Below are 23426 nucleotides of genomic sequence, written 5' to 3'. Positions count from 1 at the left end.
GAACCTAGAAACGAAAGTAACTACAACTGCAAACATCCCAAGGAATGCCTTGGAGGAAACAACGGGGAGGTGAACAGATGGAACCAGTAATCTGGATCGTTCTCGTTGCAGCCGCTTTATTCTTTGGGTTCGTGATCGGGTATTTTATTCGCAAGTCTCTTGCCGAAGCTAAAATTTCCAGTGCAGAGCACGCGGCCAGCCAAATCTTGGAGAATGCCAAGAAGGACGCCGAAGCACTGAAAAAGGAAACGGTTCTGGAAGCTAAGGACGAAGTCCACAAGCTTAGAGCCGAAGCTGATAAAGACATTCGTGAACGTCGGAATGAAATACAACGACAAGAAAGACGATTGTTGCAAAAAGAAGAGTCGCTGGATAAAAAATTAGAATCGCTTGAACGTAAAGAAGAGCAAGTGGTCAGCAAAGAGAAACGGATCGAAGAAACACAACAACAAATCGACTTGATTTACAAGAGTCAAGTTCAGGAATTGGAGCGGATTTCCAACCTTACGATGGAAGATGCCCGTTCGATCATTTTGAACAATGTCGAGCAGGAAGTTCGCCATGAAACCGCGCAGATGATTAAAGACATTGAACAGCAAGCGAAGGAAGAAGCGGATAAGAAATCCCGCGAGATCATTACGCTGGCGATTCAACGTTGCGCTGCCGATCATGTGGCGGAAACGACGGTTTCCGTCGTAACGCTGCCGAACGAAGAAATGAAAGGGCGCATCATCGGCCGGGAAGGTCGGAATATTCGAGCACTCGAAACCTTGACCGGGATCGATCTCATTATCGACGATACGCCGGAAGCGGTGATCTTGTCGGGCTTTGACCCGATTCGCCGCGAAATTGCCCGGACCGCCCTTGAGAAATTGGTGGCGGATGGACGGATTCACCCGGCCCGGATCGAAGAAATGGTCGAGAAATCCCGCCGGGAAGTGGACGAACGCATTCGCGAATATGGCGAACAAGCCACGTTCGAAGTGGGCGTGCATGCGCTGCATCCGGATTTGATCAAGATTTTGGGACGTCTCAAGTTCCGGACAAGCTACGGTCAAAACGTATTGAAGCACTCGATGGAAGTCGCATACCTGGCCGGATTGATGGCCGGAGAGCTAGGCGAAGACATCGCTCTTGCCAAACGGGCAGGCTTGCTGCACGATATCGGTAAAGCGCTTGATCATGAAGTGGAAGGGTCTCATGTCGAAATCGGCGTGGAGCTGGCGAAGAAGTATAAAGAACATCCGGTGGTTATCAACAGCATTGCCTCTCACCACGGCGATTGCGAAGCCACCTCTGTCATTGCCATGCTGGTTGGCGCAGCCGATGCTTTGTCGGCGGCAAGACCGGGTGCACGTCGGGAAACGCTCGAAACCTACATTCGTCGGTTGGAGAAACTCGAGGAGATTTCCGAGTCGTTCGAAGGCGTCGAGAAATCGTTTGCCATTCAGGCGGGCCGCGAGGTGCGCGTGATGGTACAACCGGATAAAATCGACGACGCGGAAGCATTCCGCTTGGCGCGTGACATTACCAAGACGATTGAAAGTGAGCTGGATTATCCGGGTCATATCAAAGTTACCGTCATCCGCGAGACGCGGGCGGTTGAATACGCCAAGTAAAGGTTATGCTGAAAAGTGGCCCCTCGCGGGCCGCTTTTTCATTGCCTACATGACCCTGAGCTCTCTAGGGCTTAAGGTCATTGGTCAGAGGAGGGAAACAGCATTAAAGTTCTGTTTATCGGAGATATCGTCGGAAATACGGGGCGTAAAGCGCTGAAAGCCACGTTGCCCCATTTAAAATCGAAATATAATCCGCATATCATTATCGCCAACGGGGAAAACGCTGCGGCGGGCCGCGGGATTAACGCCAACATCGCCAAAGAGTTTTTCGACCAAGGCGTGCACGGCTTAACGATGGGCAACCACACGTGGGACAATAAAGAAATCTTCGACTTCATCGATGACGAGCCGCGCATGGTCCGGCCGGCAAATTATCCGCCAGGTACGCCGGGGCAGGGGTTTACGGTGATCAAAGCGGGCGGCAAGGAGCTGGCCGTAGTGAATTTGATGGGCCGCACCTTCCTGCCGGCCATCGACGATCCTTTTCGGGCCGCCGATGAAATCATCGGACAGTTGTCCAAGAAACACAAATGTATTCTGGTGGATTTCCACGCCGAAGCCACTTCCGAAAAAATCGCCATGGGCTGGCACCTGGACGGCCGTGCTTCGCTTGTCGTGGGGACGCATACGCATGTGCAAAGCAACGATGATACGATCCTGCCGCAGGGAACGGCTTACCTGACCGATGCCGGCATGGTCGGCTCGCGCGAAGGCATTCTGGGCATGGAACGTACGGCGGTGCTGCGTAAGTTTACGACCCAGCTTCCCGTCCGGTTTCAAGTCTGCGAAGGGAAATGGCATTTTCACGCGGTCATCGTCGATGTGGATGAATCCACGGGCAAAGCGCAAAAAATTCAAAAAATTCGCTTGCTCGAAGATGAATGGCTGATGGACTAGCGGAACGGAAAGCGATTTCGCAGCGATGCGGCAAAACGCCCGGAAGTCCGTAGGATCAAGGCCTCCCGAAACTTCGCCTCCGGGAAAAAGAAGGAATATCCCGAATTCTCACGAATATCTTCTAAGTAGTGGAATCCAACGAATATTCCCAGGGAGGTACTAACCATGGAAGTATTAAAGGTTTCAGCAAAATCCAACCCCAACTCCGTTGCCGGCGCGTTGGCCGGCGTACTCAGAGAACGTGGCGCTGCTGAACTTCAGGCCATTGGGGCGGGTGCTCTTAACCAAGCCATCAAAGCCGTAGCGATCGCCCGGGGATTCGTCGCGCCAAGCGGCGTGGACTTGATTTGTATTCCGGCCTTTACCGACATCGTAATCGATGGCGAGGATCGGACCGCTATTAAACTGATCGTAGAACCGAGATAATATTTCGATAGAAATGACGCCTGTTTACGTCCCCGTAGACAGGCTTTTTTGTTTTTTCGGCAAAACTATCCGTAACGAGGAGGTAGGAACATGAAGATGCCGATCATCGATTTTCATTGCGACGCTTTAAGTAAAATGCAACTGGATCCAAAGCTGGACTTTGCCCGGGACCGCCGGCTGGACGTTAATTTGCGCCGTTTGGAGGAAGGCGGGGTGAAGCTGCAAACGTTCGCGATTTTTTTGTCCGAACGGTTGGGGCCGCCGAAAATGGAACATATTTTGGGACAAATCGATATATTTCGGGAGCGGGTTCAACCGCTTGGCGTGCTTGCGGTGCAATCGGGGGAGGATCTGGATGCCGTGGAGCAAAGTAACGCCATCGGGGGGGTGCTGTCGCTGGAAGGGGCGGACGGGCTGGAGGGGAACTTGCATTATGTCCGCATTTGTTACGAGAAGGGCGTCCGGCTACTCGGTTTGACCTGGAACTATGCCAACTGGGCTGCCGACGGGATCATGGAGCCGCGAAACGGCGGGTTTACGCCGGCTGGCCTGGACCTGGTCAAATGCTGCCATGAGCTCGGAATCATTCTGGATGTTTCGCATTTGTCGGTCAAAGGATTTTGGGAGCTCCAGGAGCTCGCGGAGTCAGCCGGCAAGCCGTTTATCGCTTCGCATTCCAATGCCTATCAAGTTTGTCCGCATGCGAGGAACCTTCGCGATGATCAGATCCAGGCGATCATCAAGCTGGGCGGGCGAATCGGGCTAACCTTCGTGCCGTGGTTCGTCAAAGAGGGCAAAAAGGCCTCCAGCCGAGATTTGCTGCCGCATATTGATCGAATTTGTTCATTGGGCGGTGCAGCCAACCTGATGTTCGGCTCCGATTTCGACGGGATCGAAACCCATTTGACCGATTTCCGGCATGCGGGACATTACGCCGTTTGGCAGGAAACCTTGCTGAAATATTACCCGGAAGAGCTTGTCCGCGGATGGTTGTACGACAATGCCGCCGCGTTCCTGCGCGCTTGGTTGCCCTCTCACAAGTAAGCGCTTTAATTCATCCAATTACGAGAACGAATTGATCGAAAACTACTATATGAAAAAAGGCTAGAAAACGCTTGCTTTTTACCAGGTTGAGACATAAAATTGACATGACTCTGAAACAGAATGTTCACAAACAACGGGCCGAAATGTGACCTCTTGCACGTTAACATTCGAACTTCATTATAATTTCTATTTTTTCCATTGCGATACGATTAAAGGGGTGGGCGATCTTGATTAGTCAATTGTCTTGGAAGATCGGTGGACAGCAGGGCGAGGGCGTTGAAAGTACGGATCGGATTTTTTCGACGGCTTTGAACCGGCTGGGATATTATCTGTACGGGTATCGGCATTTTTCCTCCCGTATCAAAGGCGGTCATACGAATAACAAAATCCGGATCAGTACCAAGCCGATTCGCGCGATTTCCGACGACTTGGACATTTTAGTCGCTTTCGACCAAGAAAGTATCGATTTGAACGCGCAGGAGCTGCGCGGCGGCGGAGTGATCGTGGCGGATGCCAAGTTTAACCCGACGGTGCCGGAGGGCGTTGATGCCCGTTTGTTCGCGGTGCCGATTACCAGCATTGCCGAAGAGCTTGGGACTTCGCTGATGAAGAACATGGTGGCTTCCGGTGCTTCTTGGGCGCTGCTCGGTCTTCCGCTTGAGGTGTTCAATAAAGCGGTGGAAGAGGAATTCGGCCGCAAAGGGCCGGCAATTGTAGAGAAGAATATCGAAGCGGTAAAACGGGGCGCGGATTTCGTGCTCGAGCTCGCCGGAGGACCTCTGGACGAATTCAAGCTTGAGCCGGCCGACGGCAAGCAAAAGCTGTTCATGATCGGCAACGATGCGATCGGCCTGGGCGCCGTAGCGGCAGGCTGCCGGATTATGAGCGCATACCCGATTACGCCGGCTTCTGAAATTATGGAATATTTGATTAAGAAATTGCCGAAATTCGGCGGGACGGTCGTACAAACCGAGGATGAAATCGCAGCGATTACGATGGCGATCGGTTCGAGTTATGCCGGTGTCCGTACGATGACCGCATCGGCGGGACCCGGCTTGTCCCTGATGATGGAAGCGATCGGCTTGGCCGGCATGACCGAAACCCCGGTCGTCATCATCGATACGCAGCGCGGCGGTCCAAGTACGGGCTTGCCGACGAAGCAGGAGCAAAGCGATATCAATGCGCTGATCTACGGCACGCACGGGGAAATTCCAAAAATCGTGATCGCGCCAAGCTCGATTGAGGAATGCTTCTACGATACGGTAGAAGCCTTCAATCTGGCCGAGAAATATCAAGTACCCGTCATCGTGGCTACGGACTTGCAGTTATCCCTCGGCAAGCAGTCTTGCGAAATGTTGGATTACAGCAAAGTTTCGATCGATCGCGGCTACCTCGTCAAGGACATTCCGGACCGGGACGATTCGAGCATGTTCAACCGCTATGCCTTTACGGAGAACGGCATCTCCCCACGGGTGCTGCCAGGCGAGAAGAACGGCATTCACCATGTGACCGGGGTCGAGCATGACGAATCCGGACGACCGTCGGAAAGTACGGTGAACCGGAAGAAAATGATGGATAAACGTCTGCGGAAGCTTGCTCAGCTTGAAGTCACTAACCCAGTTCACCTGCAAGCGCCACATGCCGAACCAGATCTGCTCATTATCGGCATGGGTTCAACGGGCGGAACGATTGATCAAGCCCGTGTACACCTGTCCGAGGACGGGGTGAAGACGAATCACATGACCGTGCGATTGATGCATCCGTTCCCAACCGAGCAGGTGTTGCCGCAAATCGCGAAGGCGAAGAAAGTGGTCGTTCTGGAGAACAACGCAACCGGCCAACTGGCGAATTTGATTAAACAAAACGTCGGCTATCACGACAAGATCGTGAATGTGCTGAAATATAACGGCAATCCGTTCCTTCCTTCGGAAGTCTACGAGGAGTGCAAGAAGGCAGCCGGGAATAAAGCGCAGGAGGAGTTGGTGAAAAATGGCAACGTTTAAAGAGTTCCGTAACAACGTTAAACCTAACTGGTGTCCGGGCTGCGGCGATTTCTCCATTCAAGCCGCTATCCAACGCGCCGCGGCGAATGTCGGTCTTGAACCGGAGCAGCTCGCCGTCATTTCCGGTATCGGATGCTCCGGCCGGATCTCCGGTTATATCAACGCCTACGGCTTGCACGGGATTCACGGTCGCGCGCTGCCGATCGCCCAAGGCGTGAAGCTGGCCAATCGCGATCTGACGGTGATCGCGTCCGGCGGGGACGGCGACGGTTTCGCGATCGGGATGGGCCATACGGTGCATGCGATTCGCCGTAACATCAACATCACCTACATCGTCATGGATAACCAAATTTACGGGTTGACCAAAGGGCAAACTTCCCCGCGCAGCGGCGAAGGCTTCAAGACGAAGAGTACGCCGGAAGGTTCGGTGGAATCGACCTTGTCGCCACTTGAAATCGCCTTGGCGTCTGGCGCCACCTTTGTGGCCCAGTCGTTCTCCAGCGATTTGAAGCAGCTGACGTCCCTGATCGAGCAAGGGATCCAGCACGAAGGCTTCTCCTTGATCAACGTATTCAGCCCATGCGTCACCTTCAACAAAGTGAACACGTATGACTGGTTCAAAGAGAACATCATCAATCTTGAGACCGTTCCGGATTATGATCCAAGCAACCGCGCGATGGCGATGGCGAAGCTGATGGAGACGAACAGCATGATTACCGGACTGATCTACCAGAACAAAGAGAAGAAGAGCTACGAGGATCTTGTTCACGGCTTTAAAAAGGAGCCGCTGGCGCATCAACCGCTGGCGCTTTCCGAGAGCGAGTTTGACAATCTTGTTGCAGAATTTAAATAATGGGGTGAAAGGCGTCCATTTCCGGTGGACGTCTTTTCCTTTTTTTCGTCATTAGGTGTATAATGAGTAGCGATGTGAATCGTCATCGATATAGAGAATATACGAGGAGTGTTTGTAGACATGAGCAAAACTGTACCTGTCGGCGTATCCGCGCGTCATATCCATTTGACGCAGGAGCATATTGAAATTTTGTTTGGACAAGGCTATCAATTGACTGAATTCAAGCCGCTGTCGCAACCGGGGCAATTTGCCGCGAATGAACAGGTGGCCGTTATCGGACCGAAAGGCCAGTTCGACAAAGTCCGCATTCTGGGCCCGGCGCGTAAAGCTTCCCAATTGGAAATTTCCCGCACGGATTCCTTTGCGATCGGCGTTAAAGCACCGGTTCGCGAATCGGGCAACATTGAGGGCACGCCAGGCATCACGGTGAAAGGTCCTGCCGGCGAAATCGAATTGGAGCAAGGCGTAATCGTTGCTGCGCGCCATATTCACTTCCATACCTCCGATGCGGAGAAATGGGGCATCCAAGACAAGCAACTGCTGAAGGTTCGCCTGGGCGGGGAGCGCGGTTTGGTGCTTGAGAACGTCATTGCACGCGTATCCGATACCTTTGCACTCGATATGCATATCGACACGGATGAAGCGAATGCTGCCGGCGCCAAAACGGGCGATACAGCAGAAATCGTCGAGTAATCCGTTTGCGGAAATCATAAACAAAGGGCTTGACCAACGGCGATGAAGGCCGGGTCAAGCCCTTTTTGCGTTAACTTTACGCTTCGATGGATACCGCGTGGGCGATGCAAGGAATGCTCTCGCCTTGCTGATAGGAAAGCGGGGAGAGCAGCGCCCCGGTGGCGACGACGAGGATGCGTTTCAGCTCGCCGCGTTTCATCCGATTCAGCAAATGGCCGTAAGTGACGACCGCGGAGCAGGCGCAACCGCTGGCGCCGGCCTGGACCTGCTGGTTCTCGTAATCATAGATCATCATGCCGCAATCCTGATAGGTCGTCTGCTTGATGGGGATATTGTGGCGGACGAACAGGTCGTTGGCGATGGCGTAGCCGACCTTGGACAAGTCCCCGGTGACGATCAGATCGTAGTGGGACGGTTCGATTTGCAGGTCGCGGAAATGGGCCTGGATCGTATCGACGGCCGCCGGCGCCATGGCCGCGCCCATATTAAACGGGTCGGTGATGCCCATGTCGATGACCTTGCCGATCGTGGCCGAGGTTACCGATGGACCGTCCCCTTCGGGAGACAGCACCGCCGAGCCTGAGCCGGTGACGGTGAACTGCGCGGTCGGCGGCTTCTGCGATCCGTATTCCGTCGGGTAGCGGAACTGCTTCTCCACGCTGGAGTTATGGCTGCACGTCCCGGCCACGACGTATTTGGCGCCGCCGGAATTGACCACATAAGCAGCCATCGCCAGCGTCTCCATCGAAGTTGAGCAAGCGCCGAACATGCCGATGTAGGGAATGCTTAACGTCCGTGCGGCAAAGCTGTTGCTGATGATTTGGTTCATCAGATCGCCGCCGAAGTAGAACTGTACTTGCTCCTTGGTCAAGCCGGCGTGCCGAATGGCCAGCTGCGCCGATTCTTCCAACAGCGTTTTTTCGGCTTTTTCCCAACTGTCTTGGCCCATATAGAGGTCGGCATGGATAATGTCGAAATCCTCGGCGAGCGGCCCCTGGCCTTCAAACGGTCCAACCACGGTGGCGGTACTGATGATTTTCGGTTTATTTTCGAATACCCAGCTTTGATGACCCTTTAACATGTCAGTGCCCTCCTCCAGCGTAACCCGGCACGAATACGGCATAGATGATCCCGATGAGAAAAGCGGCCACCGTTCCGAACACGATCACGGAGCCCGCTAATTGAAACATGCCCGCGCCGACGCCAAGCACTAAGCCTTCGGGACGGTGCTCGATCGCCGTCGAGGCCATCGAGTTGGCAAATCCGGTAACGGGGACGGCCGTGCCGGCTCCGGCCCACTGCGCGATTTTGTCATAGACGCCAAAGCTCGTGAGCAGCACGGATAGGATGACGAGGATGGCGACCGTCGGATTGGCGGCCTCTTTTTCGCTCATGTCCGCAAAATGGATAAAGGCCTGTCGGATGCATTCTCCAAGCAGGCAAATCAGCCCACCGGCCAAAAAGGCCCGCAGGCAATTGACGGCTACCGGACGCTTCGGCTCATGAGCATTCGCCAGCCGTTGATACTGCTGCTGCGTCGGGGTCAACTGCTTATTTTGTTTCTTGGCCATGCTCCCATCCTCCTATTGGATTAATAACGGTTTGACTTGATCGATGACCTGCTGCAGGTTGGCCGAGCAATCCCCGTACAGCTTCTTCGCTGCTTCTTCGTCCGTCGAGAGGGCGAACATTTCCAGATCGGCTTCGCACTTCTTTAACTGGGCGAGCAGGACGGCTTTTTCTTGGGGCTGGGGCACGGTAATCTGATCGTCGTACAAATCGGCGTAAAACTGGCCATACGCATCAACCTGCCCCAAATTGACGTTATCCAGCGAAACGCCAAGCTTCTCCAGTTCGGTATTGAGCCATTTCCGGTTGAGTCCCAGCGTCGCGAGCGGCTCGTCCATGATTTTTCCGTCGATGATCACCGTTTGCGGCTCTGGCTCGGGAGCGACCTTTATCCCCAAGTGAGACGGCGTAATCGGCTGATATTCGTTCTTCAGCATCGCGTTAATCTGCCCGTCGGGCTCGATGACCGCGAACTCCACTTCGGCCACTTTGAAGATGCTCTTCTTCCTCAGTTGCTCCATTAACTCCTCGTTGGTCAGCCTTTCCTTCTTCAGGTTATCCTCCAGAATCTTGCCGTCTTTGATCAACACCGTGCTGCTGCTGTCGATCCAATCCCGGGCTTTCTTGCTTTTGATCTGCAGGTACTCGATTCCGAGCGAAACGAGAAACCAAACGGTGACGGCGATCAGGCCGAGATACCAATCCGTGTTGACATCGAGCGAAATATAAGCGGTGATGCTCCCGATCGTTATCCCGGTGATGTATTCGAAGAAGGACAGCTGCGAGATTTGCCTTTTTCCGAGAAGCCGGGTGAGCACGAACAACACGATAACCGCCACCAGCGTTCGGACGATGACTTCCAACCACATCGGCATGGGAATGCTCCTTTCTTAAACAATCCAAGGCGAGATAACCCAATTATGCGCGGGGTTGCGTGAATTTACTAAGACAAAATGTGGAAGGGAATAGGAGGGTATGAATCCGTTAGGGAAAGGTGAAATTATGCTTTGTTCAAAGCATCATGCAAAAATAAAGGTGGTGAAATAATGACAGTAGCAGCTCAAGTCAAAACGACCTTAGCTTCCTTAAAAAGTGCGCAAGCCAACCTGGAGCAATTCGCTTTAAACACGCAAAACCAACAAGCGAAAGACCTGTTTACGCAATGCGCGGAGCAAACGCAGCAAATCGTGACGCAGGTGGAAAGCCGCGTATCGCAACTGGAAAGCGAAGAACCCCAATACAAGGGATTCTAAAAAAGAAATTCGGACCCGGCCCGTTCCTTCGAACGGGCCTTTTTGGTTTGCCGAAGCTCGTCGCCGCCACGCTTTCAAACATCAGCGGTAGCAGGCGTTTATCTGGATATCGAGGCCCGGCCATGTTATAATTTAGTGTAATGCATTTTTACAAAGGAAGTTCAAAAAGTCATCTTTTGATCACGAAGCGGGTCGTTGAAGCGGATTCGACGTCGAATCTTGATTCAGCCGGGCCTTCCGTTGCTCACGTAAGCTCACCTACGCTGCGCTACTCAGTCCCTAGCTTCATGCAACCTTCTCGGTGCTGAAAACCCGACTTTTTGAACTCTCATCTAAATCATCACCCATAAAGAACGAAGATAGATCTGGCAAAGGAGTGAACGGGCAACATGGCTAAGGAAACGAAAGATTACGCCAAATACTTTGACTTCTCGGACGCCCGGGTCATTTCGGAGGATGAGCGTGGAAAGAAAATCCGAATCCGTGGCCGGGACATTCAAATCTTGTCCGAGCCGAACCACCGCATGGAGAAGCAGCGCGGGAAAGAGGACGTGCAGGTGCTGTACGAGAACGCCGTTCCCGACGAGCTGAAGGGAATCGGGACTGGTAAGCATTATATCGTATATACGTTTGGCTGCCAGATGAATGAGCATGATACCGAAACGATCAAAGGCTTGCTGGAGCAGATGGGCTACCGTGCGACCGAAGACCGGAAGGTTGCGGACCTTATTTTACTGAACACGTGCGCCATCCGGGAGAACGCCGAGGACAAGGTGTTCGGCGAGCTGGGGCATCTCAAAGGATTGAAGACGGAGAAGCCGGATTTGCTTCTGGGCGTGTGCGGCTGCATGTCGCAGGAGGAAGGCGTCGTCAAGCGCATCCTGCAGAAGCACGGATTCGTGGACATGATTTTCGGAACGCATAACATTCACCGTTTGCCTTATCTGATTCAGGAAGCGTTGTTCAGTAAGGAGATGGTGGTGGAGGTCTGGTCCAAAGAAGGCGACATCATCGAGAACCTGCCGAAGAAACGCGAAGGCATGCGGGCTTGGGTGAACATCATGTACGGATGCGACAAGTTCTGCACGTATTGCATCGTGCCGTTTACCCGCGGCAAGGAGCGCAGCCGCCGTCCGGAGGATGTCATTGCGGAAGTGCGGGAACTGGCGCGCCAAGGGTATAAAGAAGTGACGCTGCTCGGGCAAAATGTCAATGCCTACGGCAAGGATTTTACCGACATCACTTATACATTCGCGAATCTGATGGACGATATCCGTCAAATCGATATTCCTCGGGTTCGCTTTACCACGTCGCATCCGCGCGACTTTGACGATGCGCTGATCGATGTATTGGCCAAAGGCGGCAATTTGGTGGAGCACATCCATCTTCCGGTGCAATCGGGCAGCAGCGAGGTGCTGAAGAAGATGAGCCGGAAATATTCCCGCGAGCATTATCTGGAGTTGGTGCGAAAAATCAAAGCGAAAATTCCGAACGTCGTCCTGACGACGGACATTATCGTCGGATTCCCGGGAGAAACCGAGGAACAGTTCGAGGAAACGTTGTCCCTCGTTCGCGAGGTAGGTTACGACTCGGCGTATACGTTCGTCTACTCGCCGCGGGAGGGAACGCCGGCCGCCGTGATGGAAGACAACGTTCCGCTGGAAGAGAAGAAAGCGCGGCTTGCCCGCCTGAACGATACCGTTAACGAATTCAGCCGCAGCAGCAACGAGGAGCTGCGCGGACAAATCGTCGAGGTGCTGGTCGAAGGGGAGAGCAAGAACAACGCCCATGTGTTATCCGGTCGCACCCGCAGCAACAAACTCGTTCATTTCGAAGGCGGATCGGATCTGATCGGAACGTTTGTTCAAGTGGAAATCACCGATCCGATGACGTGGTACATCAAAGGCAATCTCGTGGAGCAAACCGCCAAATTGGCGTAAATGCAGGGGGAGGTATAGACGGTGGAACAGCATAATGATCATACCGATTGCGGAATTCCAAAATTCGATTCGCGAGATCTGGTGATTCGCGAGGATATCATGAGCAAGGCGAAGGAGCTGGCCGATCTGATCGGTACCAGCGAGGAAGTACAGCAATTTCAGAAGGCGGAGAAGCTGATCCAACAGCACGAGCGCATCCAGACGCTGATCAGCGCGATCAAGAAGAAGCAGAAGGAAATCGTGGCCTTCGAAACATTCCAGAACCAGGCGATGGTCCAGAAAATCGAACGCGAAATCGAGGAGCTGCAGGACGAACTCGACGGTATTCCGCTCGTAACGGAGTTCCAGCAGAGCCAAAGCGATATCAATTATTTGCTCCAGCTTGTCGTCTCCGTGATCCGCGATACGGTAGCCAGCAAAGTGAACGTCGAGTCGGGCAGCGAGCCGGCCGTTTCATCCGGTTACGGAGAGTAAAGCGAGGAAGTCGGTGCGGAGGCAACCCCTCCGCTTTTTTTCATACCGTCGTCGAGACGGTTGATAGAAGCACCGTTTCTTCGGAATATTATAATATAGAGAGAAGCAACGATAGGGGGACAACACGTGAATTGGAGCGAAGAAGTACAACGTCGCGATGAGCAATCGTTCTGGGGGCTCTTGGGACTGCGGCTCATTTCGGCCGACAAGACCCTCGTGGAGCTTGGCCTTACGGCAGAGGCCTCTCATCTCAACTCCATGGGTATCGTACATGGCGGCGTACTGTCGTCCATGATGGATCAAGCGATGGGCACGCTGGTCGCGACGATCAAAGGCAAGCTTGGGGTGACGACCCACCTAAACGTCAACTTCCTTAGTCCGATGCGGACGGGAGAACTGGTGGTGTCGGCTTACCCGCTGCATGAGACCCATCGGACGATGACGCTCCGATCCGAGGTCCGCAACGAGGAAGGGACCCTGGGCTGCATCTCGACGGCCACGTTCCGTTTGCCGAAGTAATCGACGGGTACCGTCGGCGGGTTCGATTCGCATGATTCGTAAATGCCGGGATGTCCTTCTAACCGGCGTTATCCTAGACTATGTGGTGATACGTGATGAACGAAGAACAAAAGCAGGTAGTTAATGAGGTTAAGAAATATCGCACGCCGGACGGGATCCCGGCCGATATCGTCATGTTTACGCTGACGAGGCAGGAACGAAAGGCATCGACCAAGTCGCTGCCGCGCTTTGATCTGAAGGTCATGCTGATCCGCCGGCGGAGCTGGCCGTTTGCCGGAGCCTGGGCATTGCCTGGCGGTTTCTCGCAGGAGGACGAATCTCTATACGAAACCGCCCGCCGCGAACTGAAGGAAGAAACCGGCGTCGACGGCTCCCATCTGGAATACCTGGGCGTATACAGCAAGCCGGGCCGCGATCCGCGCGGCTGGATTATCTCGCATGCCTTTTTCGCGCTGGTGGAGGAATGGGTGCTGGAAAAACGGCAGTCGGCGGATGATGCGCAAGAGGTGGGCCTCTTTACCGTACGCGAGGCGTTGGAAGATTTGCAGTTGGCCTTCGACCACCGCGAAATTTTGCAGGACGCCTATAAACGCATTCAGCAGCAAATGCTGCATACGACGATCGCCAAGCAGTTTTTGCCTCCGCATTTTACGCTGGGCGAATTGTATCAAGTCATCCAAACGGTCGTTCCGGATTTCGCCGAGCTGAATTTTATCCGCAAAATTACATCGACGCGCAGCCGTCAGGGGATACTGGAGGAGGTTCGCGACGAAACCGGCAAACTGATGTTATCGAACCAGTATTCACAGCGTCCGGCCCAGCTGTACCGGTTTACCGATTTCACGCCGCAGCTGTCCATCTATACGTAACTGCATCACTTACATAACTTAACGGCTGACGGCGAACGGGATTGTACAAAGGGAGAGTGAGATCATGAAAGCTCTGATCGTCATCGATTATACGAATGATTTCGTGGACGGCAACCTTCCGGTTGGCCAGCCGGCGATCGATATCGAACCGGCCGTTTGCCGGTTGACGGAATCTTTTGCGGCGCAAGGCGATTTTGTCGTCATGGCAGTGGATCTGCATGAACGGGAAGATCAATGGCATCCGGAAACGAAGCTGTTCCCGCCCCATAATTTGAGGGATACGGAAGGGCGCGCTTTATATGGCCGATTGGCTGAAGTATACAATCAGAACCGGAACCGGATTTATTGGATGGACAAAACAAGGTACAGCGCGTTTTGCGGCACGGACTTGGAGCTGAAGCTGCGGGAGCGGGGAGTGACGGAGGTGCATCTGATCGGCGTGTGCACGGACATTTGCGTGCTGCATACGGCGGTGGACGCGTACAACAAGGGATTTGCCATTACGGTCTATGAAGATGCGGTAGCTAGCTTCAACCCGGAAGGCCATGCCTGGGCGCTGGGCCATTTCCGCAGCAGTTTGGGAGCGAACGTAACGAACAGCCAGAGAGGATGAACAGGCGATGCCAACCACGGGTTTAGCACTGCATACCGATAAATATCAGATTAATATGATCTACGCGCATTGGATGAACGGAACGCATTTGCGAAAGACGGTGTTTGAAGCCTACTTCCGCAAACTGCCGTTCGGCAACGGGTATGCGGTGTTTGCAGGCTTGGAGCGGATCGTGGACTATATTCGGCAGCTCCGGTTTACGGAAGAGGATTTAGCGTATTTGGCCAAGCAGGAAGAGAACTACAAACCGGAATTTCTCGACCTGCTGCGCGGGTTCGAATTTAAAGGCACGCTGTTGTCGATGGCGGAAGGCGCCCTTTGTTTCCCGAACGAGCCGTTGATCCGCGTGGAAGGAACGATCATGGAGACGCAGTTGGTCGAAACGGCGCTGTTGAATTTCATGAATTTCCAGACCTTAATTGCGACCAAAGCGTCGCGGGTCAAACGGGTGGCCGAAAACGACGTGCTTCTGGAGTTCGGCACCCGACGGGCACAGGAAGCCGATGCGGCCATTTGGGGGGCACGGGCGGCTTACGTAGCCGGCTTTGATGCGACGTCCAACCTGCTCGCCGGCGAGAATTTCGGCATTCCGACCAAAGGGACGCACGCCCACTCGTGGGTGCAGATCTTCGATTCGGAGCAGGAAGCCTTCGAATTGTACGCCAAGGCGCTGCCGGATCAGGTGTCGCTGCTGGTCGATACGTTTGATACGCTGAAGAGCGGCGTGCCGCATGCCATCCGTACCGGTAAAATGCTGGAAGCCGCCGGCAAGCGGCTCGGCAGCATCCGTCTGGATAGCGGCGATTTGGCCTACTTGTCGATCCAGGCCCGTAAAATGCTGGATGACGCCGGCTTGCCTTACGTTAAAATCGTCGCATCGAACGACTTGGACGAGAATACGATTTTTAACCTGAAGGCGCAGGGCGCGAAAATCGATATTTGGGGCGTGGGGACCCAGTTGATTACGGCGGCGGATCAACCGGCATTGGGGGGCGTCTATAAGCTGGTAGAACGGGAGAAAGATGGACGGATGGAGCCGACGATCAAAATTTCCGGCAACCCGGAGAAAGTCACGACCCCTGGCAAAAAAGACGTGCTGCGCATTGTCAGCAAAGACAGCGGCAAAGCGATCGCGGATTACATCTGCTTTCCGCATGAGCAGCAAGCGCGGACGGGCGGAAGCCTTCGATTGTTCGATCCGGTCCATCCCTACATCAAAAAGTCGGTGAAGAACTACGAAGCCGTAGCGATGCTGCAGCCGATCTTCGTGGACGGTCAGCTTGTATACGAATTGCCTACGCTGGATCAAATCCGCCAGTATCATCGGGACCAGCTGGACTTGTTCTGGCCGGAGTACCTGCGCAAGCTGAACCCGGAAATTTACCGCATCAGCTTAAGCCAGGAAGCCTGGGAATTAAAGCAAAAGATGATCGAGGAATATTTGGGGCAGCAGGAAGAGTAACGCCGGTGCACCATCCCGCATGACAAAAAGATCGCTTCCCGCCAATCGGCGGAGCGATCTTTTTTTGCGCGGAATAAAATTATTTCTCGGGAAAGCGCAAAAAGCGCTATAAATCGGCGGATCGGCCGCCGGATTCGACAAGTTAACGACGGGTCTCGTATTTCGCAAAATAATGGTCAAACAAAATATCAATCTGCCGCTCCACGGCTTCTTTGCCCGGACGGTTCTCCAAGTGCTTGATCTGCCTTGCCAGGACGAGCGGGAACAACACGGCCGCATTGATTTGCATCATCATGATGTACAGAGTTTCCGTATTGGTTTCGCCCGTGATCTCCTCCAGCGTGCCGCTGATCTTGCTGAATCCGGTCGTTTTCATAAAACTGGTGAAATCCTGCCGGGAATCGAAAGTAATCCGTCCCTTGCCCAGGACCTCATGCAGCAAACCGGGATATTGCAGCACCGAATCCACATATTGTAGAATAAAAGCTTTTAATCGGTCTTTGGGATTAAGCGTGGTATCGTCCAGAACGGAAAAATTAGCTTGAAATGTAGTCAGCAGCAATTTGAGCGCTTCATTGATCAGATTGTCCTTGGAACCGAAATAGTAATTCACCAGGGCTAGATTGACATTAGCGGCAGCGGTGATCTTGCGCAAAGTGACCTGGTCCGCCCCTTCCGTCTTAATAAGCTCCAATGTTGCCTGAATGATATTCTGTTTGGTTGTCAGCCCCTCGGCGCAATTACTCATAGTTTTGCTCCTTTATGCCATCCATTCTTCTGCCAAGTATATCAAATGTCAAGATAGGATTAAAAGATGTTTAAATTCAACATAATACGCTTTCACTTGCGGTGTCAAGAACAAGGCGAAGGGAGCTCCAACCAGAATTTGAAGGTGCTACCGGCGATAGGTATCTTGACAAATCCCGGGCATCCGTTTAAATTTGATTTAAACATTGTTTTAAACGGTGTTTAAATTAAAGAGAAAGCTGAGTGAGAGGATGCCGAAAACTGTGGAAAGTTCGATCGAAGCCAAGGAATTTTCCATCCGATCGATCATCGCGCCGCTGATGGCCGTAATCGTCGGGATGATTATGGTGATCTTGGACAGCACGGTAGTGAATGTGGCCGTGCCCAAACTGGTCGACTTCTTCGCCACCGATTTGAAGACCGTCCAATGGACAATCACCGGTTACACGCTGGCTTTGTCCGCCGTCATTCCGCTGGCCGGCTGGATGACCGATAAATTTGGGGAGAAACGCATCTTTCTGATGACGATCGCGTTGTTTACGATCGGCTCGGTATTATGCGCCGTAGCGCAAACGCCGGAGCAGTTGATCGTTTTTCGCATCATCCAAGGCTTGGGCGGCGGGATGGTATCGCCGATCGGCTTTGCCATGGTGTTCAAGCTGGCGCCGCCCGAGAAGCGGGGCGCAGTGATGGGGGCGCTGGGCGTACCGATGCTGCTGGCACCCGCTCTGGGTCCGGTTTTATCCGGTTGGCTGGTAGAGAACGTAAGCTGGCATTGGATTTTTCTGATTAATCTGCCGATTGGAATTCTTGCTTTTCTTATTGGGCTCAGGTTCTTGCCTAAGTCCGAACGCCGGGAGGCGCCGCAGTTGGATAAACTGGGGATGATCCTGGCCCCGATCGCTTTCGCCATGTTAACCTACGGAGTCAGCGAAGGGGGGACCAGCTGGACTTCGGCTACGACGATTACCGGCCTTATCGTTGGGGGGATCGCCTTACTTCTATTCATCCTGGTTGAAATCAGGCATAAGCAGCCGCTGCTTGAGCTGCGCGTATTCCGGTCCTCCCATTTTACCCGGGGGATCATCTTGGTATGGATCGCCCAGGCAGCTTTGTTCGGTTCGATGATTCTTACCCCGTTATACTTGCAGCAAGTGAGAGGCTACAATGCGCTGGAGACCGGGATTTATTTGCTACCTCAAGCGCTGATGTCGGCCTTCTTCATGCCGATCAGCGGACGTTTGTTTGACCGGGTGGGTGCACGGCCGCTGGCTTTTATCGGCCTTGGCGTCGTATCCACGGCGTTGTTCCTGCTGTCGCGAATCACGGCGGACACTCCGCTGACGATGGTGCTGGTGCCGCTGGGCCTGCTTGGCGGCGGGATGGGGCTGACGATGATGCCGCTGAACACGCATATCCTGAACTCCGCACCGCGCCATTTGGTGGCCCGAGTCACTCCGCTCATGACGGCGGCGCAGCAGGTGGATCGTATCCTTTGCGGTGGCCGGCTTAACCGGTTATCTGACCTCCCAAATCAGCAGCCATATGGCGGAGACGGCTCAAGGCGGAAATCCGCTGGAGGCGGCCGCATCCGGTTTTGGGGAAACCTATTTCCTGGCGGCATGTATTGCGGGCGTCGGATTTTTGCTGACCCTCATGTTGTCCAGACCGAAAAAACAACCCGATTCGGCCAACGATCAAGCGGCCGAGGGGGCTCAAGCGGATCCCAGCCTGATGGCGGGCCATTAATTTCAATGATGATATGCGAAAAGCACTCTTTCCTTGCGGAAAGGGTGCTTTTCGTTTACTGGGCGGTGTTAACTCGTAATCATCGCGCCGCCATTCACGTGAATCGTTTGCCCGGTCACGAAGCTGGAATCGTCGGAGGCCAAGAAAACGTACACCGGCGCCAGCTCAAACGGCTGTCCGGCCCGTTTCATCGGCGTTTCCAGCCCAAACGTGGAGACGTATTCCGCGGAATAGCTGGACGGGATGAGCGGGGTCCAGATCGGTCCCGGCGCCACGGCATTCACGCGAATGCCCCGATCAACGAGCGACAAAGCCAGGGAGCGGGTAAAGGAAACGACCGCGCCTTTGGTGGAAGAATAATCGATCAGCAGGGGGGCACCGGCGTAAGCCGTAATCGAAGCAGTACTGATAATCGTGCTGCCGGACCGTAAAAAGGGAAGCGCGGCCTTGGTCATGTAGAAGTGTGGAAAAATGTTGGTGGCGTAGGTTTGGTGCAGCTGTTCGGCGGAAATGGCCTCGATCCCCTGTCCTTGAGGATATTGAACCGCCTGATTAAGCACCAAGATATCGATTTTACCGAAATGATGCAGCGTATGGTGGATGACCGCTTTACAGAAGGCCTCTTGCCGTAGATCGCCGGGGATCAAGAGGCAGCGCCGGCCCAACTCCTCTACGCGGCGTTTGGTTGCCTGGGCGTCCTCATGTTCGTACAGGTACACGATAGCCAGGTCCGCGCCTTCTTTGGCGAAGGCAATCGCCGTGGCCCGTCCGATGCCGCTGTCGCCGCCGGTCAGTATGGCGACCTTATCCTTCAGCTTGCCGCTGCCGACGTAAGCGGGATTTTCGGAGATCGGGGGCGGTACCATCAACGTTTCCAAGCCGGGCTGCCGGGGTTGATGCTGCGGCGGGAAAGTGATCGGTTGCTCTTGGCATACCGTTTTCGAGCTGTAGTAAGGGTATTCGGGAATCATGTTTTTTCGTCCTCCTGGGAAAAAGGGTTTTGCCGTTATCCTATTCAGCACAGGGCGGGCTGGTGTATTCGCCCAGCCAAGAATGTCTATATGACATTTGTTACATAAGTCACATCGCATCTATGATAAATTTTAAAATTAAGAAAGATTTCTTTTTGTGTGATGTTTTGCACTTATTTACGTCGTGATGAACTCGCATTTGCGAAGAAGGGAGTCAAGCGCGTGGTACAATTACCGAAATTAAACGAGCTGGGATTTTTTGAAATCCGTTTGGAATCCATTGGGGGACTAGGTGCGAACCTGGCAGGGAAAATGCTGGCCGAAGCCGGGGTTGAAGGAGCCGGACTCAATGGGGTCAGCTTTTCTTCTTATGGGTCGGAGAAAAAAGGATCGCCGGTGAAGGCACATATCCGCTTCTGCGATTTAAATACGCCGATCCGCGATACGTCGCCGGTGGAACGCCCGCATATCGTGGGGATTTTTCAGGAGGCGCTGGCCAAGACGGTGAACGTCATCAGCGGGATTTACGAGGATAGCACCGTGCTGGTCAACTCGCGCAAAACCCCGCAGCAGTTAAAGGAGAAAATGAAGCTGATCGGCGGCACGATCGCAGTGATCGATGCCACCGGCATTGCGCTCGAAGAGAAAAACCGGGTGAACATGGCGATGCTCGGAGCTTTGTTCCGGCTGTGCCCGTTCCTTGATCCCGAAACGATGAAGGACGTCATCCGCAAATCGCTGGAGAAGAAATATCCGCAAACCGTGGCGCCAGCTTTGGCTACGTTTGACCGGGGTTATAACGAAGTCGTCTTCGAAACGTTCGCGCTGCCGGCCGGCGTCAGCATGCCTGATTTCGTCCGTGCGGATACACCGGTCCTGGGTTATGAAACCCAGCCGATTGGCGGGGTGATCCTCAATCCGGGCAACAGTATCCTGAAGGACCTCAGCATTTCCCGTTCCGGGATGATGCCGCATTTCAAGGAAGAGTCGTGCATTCACTGTGCCCAGTGCGACAACGTCTGCCCGGATAACTGCTTCGTCTGGGAAGAACGACCCGACAAGAAGGGTCGTCCGCAAATGTTCCTGACCGGCATCGACTATCAATATTGCAAAGGTTGTTTGAAATGCATCCATGCTTGCCCGACCGACGCGTTGTCCGGGGAGCGGGAAGAAGACGGGTATGCCGAGGAGCACCGGGTTCCGCATTTGTTCGATTTGGCGATTCGCTAAAAAGCTGGAAAGGTGGTAATGAAAGATGGCGATCGATATGGAAAAAGAACGCCGCGCGGGCACGATAGAGCAGCGCGTGGTTTATGAATCGGGAAATGAAATGGCGGCTTATGCAGCCAGCCAGATCAATTATCATATTATGGGGTATTTTCCAATCTCCCCTTCCACCGAGGTGGCGCAATTCCTCGATTTGATGAAGGCGAACGGTCAACATGACATCAAGTTGATTCCGTCGGACGGCGAACACAGCTCCGCGGGCATCTGCTACGGGGCTTCCACGGCCGGAGGACGGGTCTTTAACGCGACCAGTGCCCAAGGTTATTTGTACATGCTGGAGCAGATGCCCGTCCAATCGGGAACGCGCTTCCCGATGGTCATGAACCTGGTCTGCCGGTCGATTTCCGGACCGCTGAACATTCACGGCGACCACTCGGATTTGTATTTTGCGCTGAACACCGGTTGGCCGATCCTGATGTGCCGCGATCCACAGGCGGTTTACGACATGAACCTGATGGCGATCAAGCTGGCGGAGGATCCGGAAGTCCGTCTCCCGGTGCTGGTGGCTTCGGACGGGTACTTTACGTCCCATCAGAAACGCCGCGTGCACACCTTCGCTAACCAGGAAGACGTTTTGAAGTTTGTTGGCGAACGACCGCCTGGAGATTTCCCGCATACGCTGGACCGCAACAAACCGATTACCGTCGGTCCTTACATGAACGAACCGGATTACATCAATAACTGCTACCAGCAGTCCGTTGCGATGTACAATGCCGAACGCGTCTTTGAACGCATAGCCGGCGAATATGCGGAATTGACCGGCCGGGACTATCCAATGCTCGACCTCTACCGGATGGATGACGCCGAGGTCGCGGTCTTCTTGATGAATTCGGCCTCCGAAATCATCAAGGACGTCGTGGACGATTTGCGCCGCCAAGGCATCAAAGCCGGCTCGATCGCGCCCAACATGATCCGTCCATTCCCGCAGAAGCAAATCGCCGAGGCGTTGAAGAACGTGAAAGCCATTACGGTTGGCGACCGCGGCGATTCCTACGGCGCGTATGGCGGCAATATGGTTAACGAGATCAAAGCCGCGCTGTTTACGCACGGCAACCATACGACGCAGGTGATCAGCCGGATTTACGGCCTTGGGGGCAAGGAGTTTTACGCCGAGGACGGGCATCACTTGTTCCAATTGGCGATCGATGCGGCGAAGGAGGGCCGTGTGGAAGTGCCGTTCGACTATTACGGCCATACGCCGGGGAATTCAGAGAAAGCACCGAAGCGGGTGATGAATCCGCTCAAATTCGAAGATTTGAAGACCGGACTGATTACGGTCACCAAAAATGAAGAAACCGGCAAGCTGGGCGTGCGCATTCCGCCGCTTCGCGCGTTGACGAAGAAGCCGAAACGGATTGCACCGGGACACGGCGCTTGCCCGGGCTGCGGGATTTTCTCCGGCCTGGAGCTGTTCTTTAAAGGGATCGAAGGCGATATCGTTGCCCTGTTCCATACGGGCTGCGCGATGGTCGTGACGACCGGATACCCGTATTCGTCCCATAAAGCGACGTACATCCATAATCTGTTCCAGAACGGAGCGGCCACCTTGTCCGGGGTCGTGGAAATGTTCTGGGAAAGAAAACGCCGCGGCGAACTCGACGAGCTCGGCCTCCAGGACGACTTCACCTTCGTGATGGTCACCGGCGACGGCGGGATGGACATCGGCATGGGGCCGGCGATCGGCGCTGCGCTGCGGGGTCATAAAATGATCATTATCGAGTATGATAACGAAGGATATATGAATACCGGGGCGCAGCTGTCGTATTCGACTCCTCTAGGCCACCGTACGTCTACGTCGAACATCGGCAAAGTGCAGAAGGGGAAAGCCTTCCAACATAAAGACACGCCGCAAATCATGGCAGCGACGAACATTCCTTACGTCTTCACGGGCAGTGAGGCTTATCCGCAGGATTTGGTGAAAAAAGCAGCCAAAGCCCAGTGGTACGCGCAAAACGAAGGGCTGGTTTATGGTAAAATATTGATAGCTTGCCCGCTCAACTGGATTTCACCGGACGATCAGGGTACCAACATCATCGACGCGGCCGTCAATTCCTGCTTCTTCCCGCTGTACGAGGTGGAACACGGGCAGACGACCATCACTTACAATCCGGAAGAGAAGGGCAACCACATTCCGCTGACGGATTGGCTGAAGACGATGGGCAAAACCCGCCACTTGACGAAGCCGGAAAACGCCGAGGCTTTGGCGGAGTTCGAGCAAGAGGTGGAACGGCGCTGGAGAGTCCTCCAAGCCAAACACGAAAACCCCTATTTGTAAGGTCGTTCAAAAAGTCGTCTTTTGTTCACGAAGTAAGATCAAGAAGTCTATTCGGCATCAAATCTTGTATTCAGCCGGGCCTTCCGTTGCTCACTTTATGAACCTTTATTTGGAGGCTTTTAATAATAACCGAAGGAAGCGGCATATGGCCGCTTTTTTCGTT

Annotated in this window: 21 protein-coding genes and 1 pseudogene; 17 read left to right on the top strand and 5 right to left on the bottom strand. The window is 53.9% G+C overall.

Annotation, left to right across the window (positions count from 1 at the left end; translation table 11 throughout):
* Positions 1-77: 77 nt before the first annotated feature.
* The 7 genes from rny (at position 78) to pduL (ending at position 7535) form a co-directional block, all read left to right on the top strand.
* Positions 78-1619 (top strand): ribonuclease Y, encoded by a 1542-nt coding sequence (gene rny / locus MJ257_RS11030; RefSeq protein WP_240269296.1) that lies wholly within the window; start codon positions 78-80, stop codon positions 1617-1619.
* A gap of 102 nt (positions 1620-1721) precedes the next feature.
* Positions 1722-2516 (top strand): TIGR00282 family metallophosphoesterase, encoded by a 795-nt coding sequence (locus MJ257_RS11025; RefSeq protein WP_240269318.1) that lies wholly within the window; start codon positions 1722-1724, stop codon positions 2514-2516.
* A gap of 165 nt (positions 2517-2681) precedes the next feature.
* A complete protein-coding gene (locus tag MJ257_RS11020) occupies positions 2682-2942 on the top strand; it encodes a stage V sporulation protein S (protein WP_006286829.1) in 261 nt (86 codons plus the stop codon).
* A gap of 90 nt (positions 2943-3032) precedes the next feature.
* A complete protein-coding gene (locus MJ257_RS11015) occupies positions 3033-3986 on the top strand; it encodes a dipeptidase (RefSeq protein WP_240269295.1) in 954 nt (317 codons plus the stop codon).
* 227 nt (positions 3987-4213) lie between these two features.
* Positions 4214-5989, top strand: coding sequence for a 2-oxoacid:acceptor oxidoreductase subunit alpha (locus MJ257_RS11010; protein ID WP_240269294.1), 1776 nt, complete (start codon positions 4214-4216; stop codon positions 5987-5989).
* Positions 5976-6842 (top strand): 2-oxoacid:ferredoxin oxidoreductase subunit beta, encoded by an 867-nt coding sequence (locus tag MJ257_RS11005; RefSeq protein WP_240269293.1) that lies wholly within the window; start codon positions 5976-5978, stop codon positions 6840-6842. Before MJ257_RS11010 ends, MJ257_RS11005 begins: the two co-directional genes overlap by 14 nt.
* Before the next feature lie 120 nt (positions 6843-6962).
* Positions 6963-7535 carry a phosphate propanoyltransferase gene (gene pduL / locus MJ257_RS11000; protein ID WP_178021891.1) on the top strand — a complete coding sequence of 191 codons (573 nt, stop codon included), beginning with the start codon at positions 6963-6965 and terminating at the stop codon, positions 7533-7535.
* A gap of 76 nt (positions 7536-7611) precedes the next feature.
* Here the strand turns inward: pduL and spoVAD are convergent, their stop codons facing one another.
* The 3 genes from spoVAD to MJ257_RS10985 are packed head-to-tail and all read right to left on the bottom strand — an operon-like array spanning position 7612 to position 9979.
* Complete coding sequence (spoVAD, locus tag MJ257_RS10995; protein ID WP_240269292.1) at positions 7612-8616, bottom strand: stage V sporulation protein AD; 1005 nt, start codon at positions 8614-8616, stop codon at positions 7612-7614.
* A gap of 1 nt (position 8617) precedes the next feature.
* Complete coding sequence (gene spoVAC, locus MJ257_RS10990) at positions 8618-9106, bottom strand: stage V sporulation protein AC (protein WP_240269291.1); 489 nt, start codon at positions 9104-9106, stop codon at positions 8618-8620.
* 12 nt (positions 9107-9118) lie between these two features.
* Entirely contained in the window at positions 9119-9979 is an 861-nt protein-coding gene (locus tag MJ257_RS10985) for a DUF421 domain-containing protein (RefSeq protein WP_240269290.1), read from the bottom strand.
* Between the two features lie 171 nt (positions 9980-10150).
* On the opposite strand from MJ257_RS10985, the gene MJ257_RS10980 reads away from it, so the two are divergent.
* From MJ257_RS10980 to MJ257_RS10950, 7 genes are all read left to right on the top strand, one after another.
* Positions 10151-10357, top strand: a complete 207-nt coding sequence (locus MJ257_RS10980; RefSeq protein ID WP_155607982.1) for a DUF1657 domain-containing protein — start codon at positions 10151-10153, stop codon at positions 10355-10357.
* 389 nt (positions 10358-10746) lie between these two features.
* Positions 10747-12297, top strand: coding sequence for a tRNA (N6-isopentenyl adenosine(37)-C2)-methylthiotransferase MiaB (gene miaB, locus MJ257_RS10975; protein ID WP_240269289.1), 1551 nt, complete (start codon positions 10747-10749; stop codon positions 12295-12297).
* Positions 12298-12318: 21 nt separating this feature from the next.
* Positions 12319-12771 (top strand): YlbF/YmcA family competence regulator, encoded by a 453-nt coding sequence (locus tag MJ257_RS10970; RefSeq protein ID WP_240269288.1) that lies wholly within the window; start codon positions 12319-12321, stop codon positions 12769-12771.
* 126 nt (positions 12772-12897) lie between these two features.
* Positions 12898-13290, top strand: coding sequence for a PaaI family thioesterase (locus MJ257_RS10965; protein ID WP_178021897.1), 393 nt, complete (start codon positions 12898-12900; stop codon positions 13288-13290).
* A gap of 95 nt (positions 13291-13385) precedes the next feature.
* The gene (locus MJ257_RS10960; protein ID WP_240269287.1) at positions 13386-14159 is read left to right on the top strand and encodes an NUDIX domain-containing protein; all 774 of its coding nucleotides are present in this window, start codon (positions 13386-13388) and stop codon (positions 14157-14159) included.
* Positions 14160-14223: 64 nt separating this feature from the next.
* Positions 14224-14772, top strand: a complete 549-nt coding sequence (locus MJ257_RS10955; protein ID WP_240269286.1) for a cysteine hydrolase family protein — start codon at positions 14224-14226, stop codon at positions 14770-14772.
* A 7-nt stretch (positions 14773-14779) separates the two neighbouring features.
* Positions 14780-16234, top strand: a complete 1455-nt coding sequence (locus MJ257_RS10950) for a nicotinate phosphoribosyltransferase (RefSeq protein ID WP_240269285.1) — start codon at positions 14780-14782, stop codon at positions 16232-16234.
* Between the two features lie 142 nt (positions 16235-16376).
* Here MJ257_RS10950 and MJ257_RS10945 read toward each other — a convergent pair whose 3' ends face one another.
* Positions 16377-16982, bottom strand: coding sequence for a TetR/AcrR family transcriptional regulator (locus MJ257_RS10945; protein ID WP_240269284.1), 606 nt, complete (start codon positions 16980-16982; stop codon positions 16377-16379).
* Between the two features lie 250 nt (positions 16983-17232).
* Between MJ257_RS10945 and MJ257_RS10940 the strand changes: the two are divergent.
* Positions 17233-18405, top strand: a pseudogene (locus tag MJ257_RS10940) (DHA2 family efflux MFS transporter permease subunit); the annotation flags it as partial.
* A 393-nt stretch (positions 18406-18798) separates the two neighbouring features.
* Here MJ257_RS10940 and MJ257_RS10935 read toward each other — a convergent pair.
* Positions 18799-19701, bottom strand: a complete 903-nt coding sequence (locus MJ257_RS10935) for an SDR family oxidoreductase (RefSeq protein ID WP_240269283.1) — start codon at positions 19699-19701, stop codon at positions 18799-18801.
* 222 nt (positions 19702-19923) lie between these two features.
* On the opposite strand from MJ257_RS10935, the gene MJ257_RS10930 reads away from it, so the two are divergent.
* Both MJ257_RS10930 and MJ257_RS10925 read left to right on the top strand, forming a co-directional pair.
* Positions 19924-20931, top strand: coding sequence for a 2-oxoacid:acceptor oxidoreductase family protein (locus MJ257_RS10930; RefSeq protein WP_240269282.1), 1008 nt, complete (start codon positions 19924-19926; stop codon positions 20929-20931).
* Positions 20932-20956: 25 nt separating this feature from the next.
* Entirely contained in the window at positions 20957-23263 is a 2307-nt protein-coding gene (locus MJ257_RS10925; RefSeq protein WP_240269281.1) for a thiamine pyrophosphate-dependent enzyme, read from the top strand.
* Positions 23264-23426: the final 163 nt, after the last annotated feature.

This window comes from Paenibacillus timonensis (genome assembly GCF_022427145.1).
GTDB classification, from domain to species: Bacteria; Bacillota; Bacilli; order Paenibacillales; family Paenibacillaceae; genus Fontibacillus; species Fontibacillus timonensis.
This window is presented reverse-complemented; position numbering and strand designations above follow the sequence as displayed.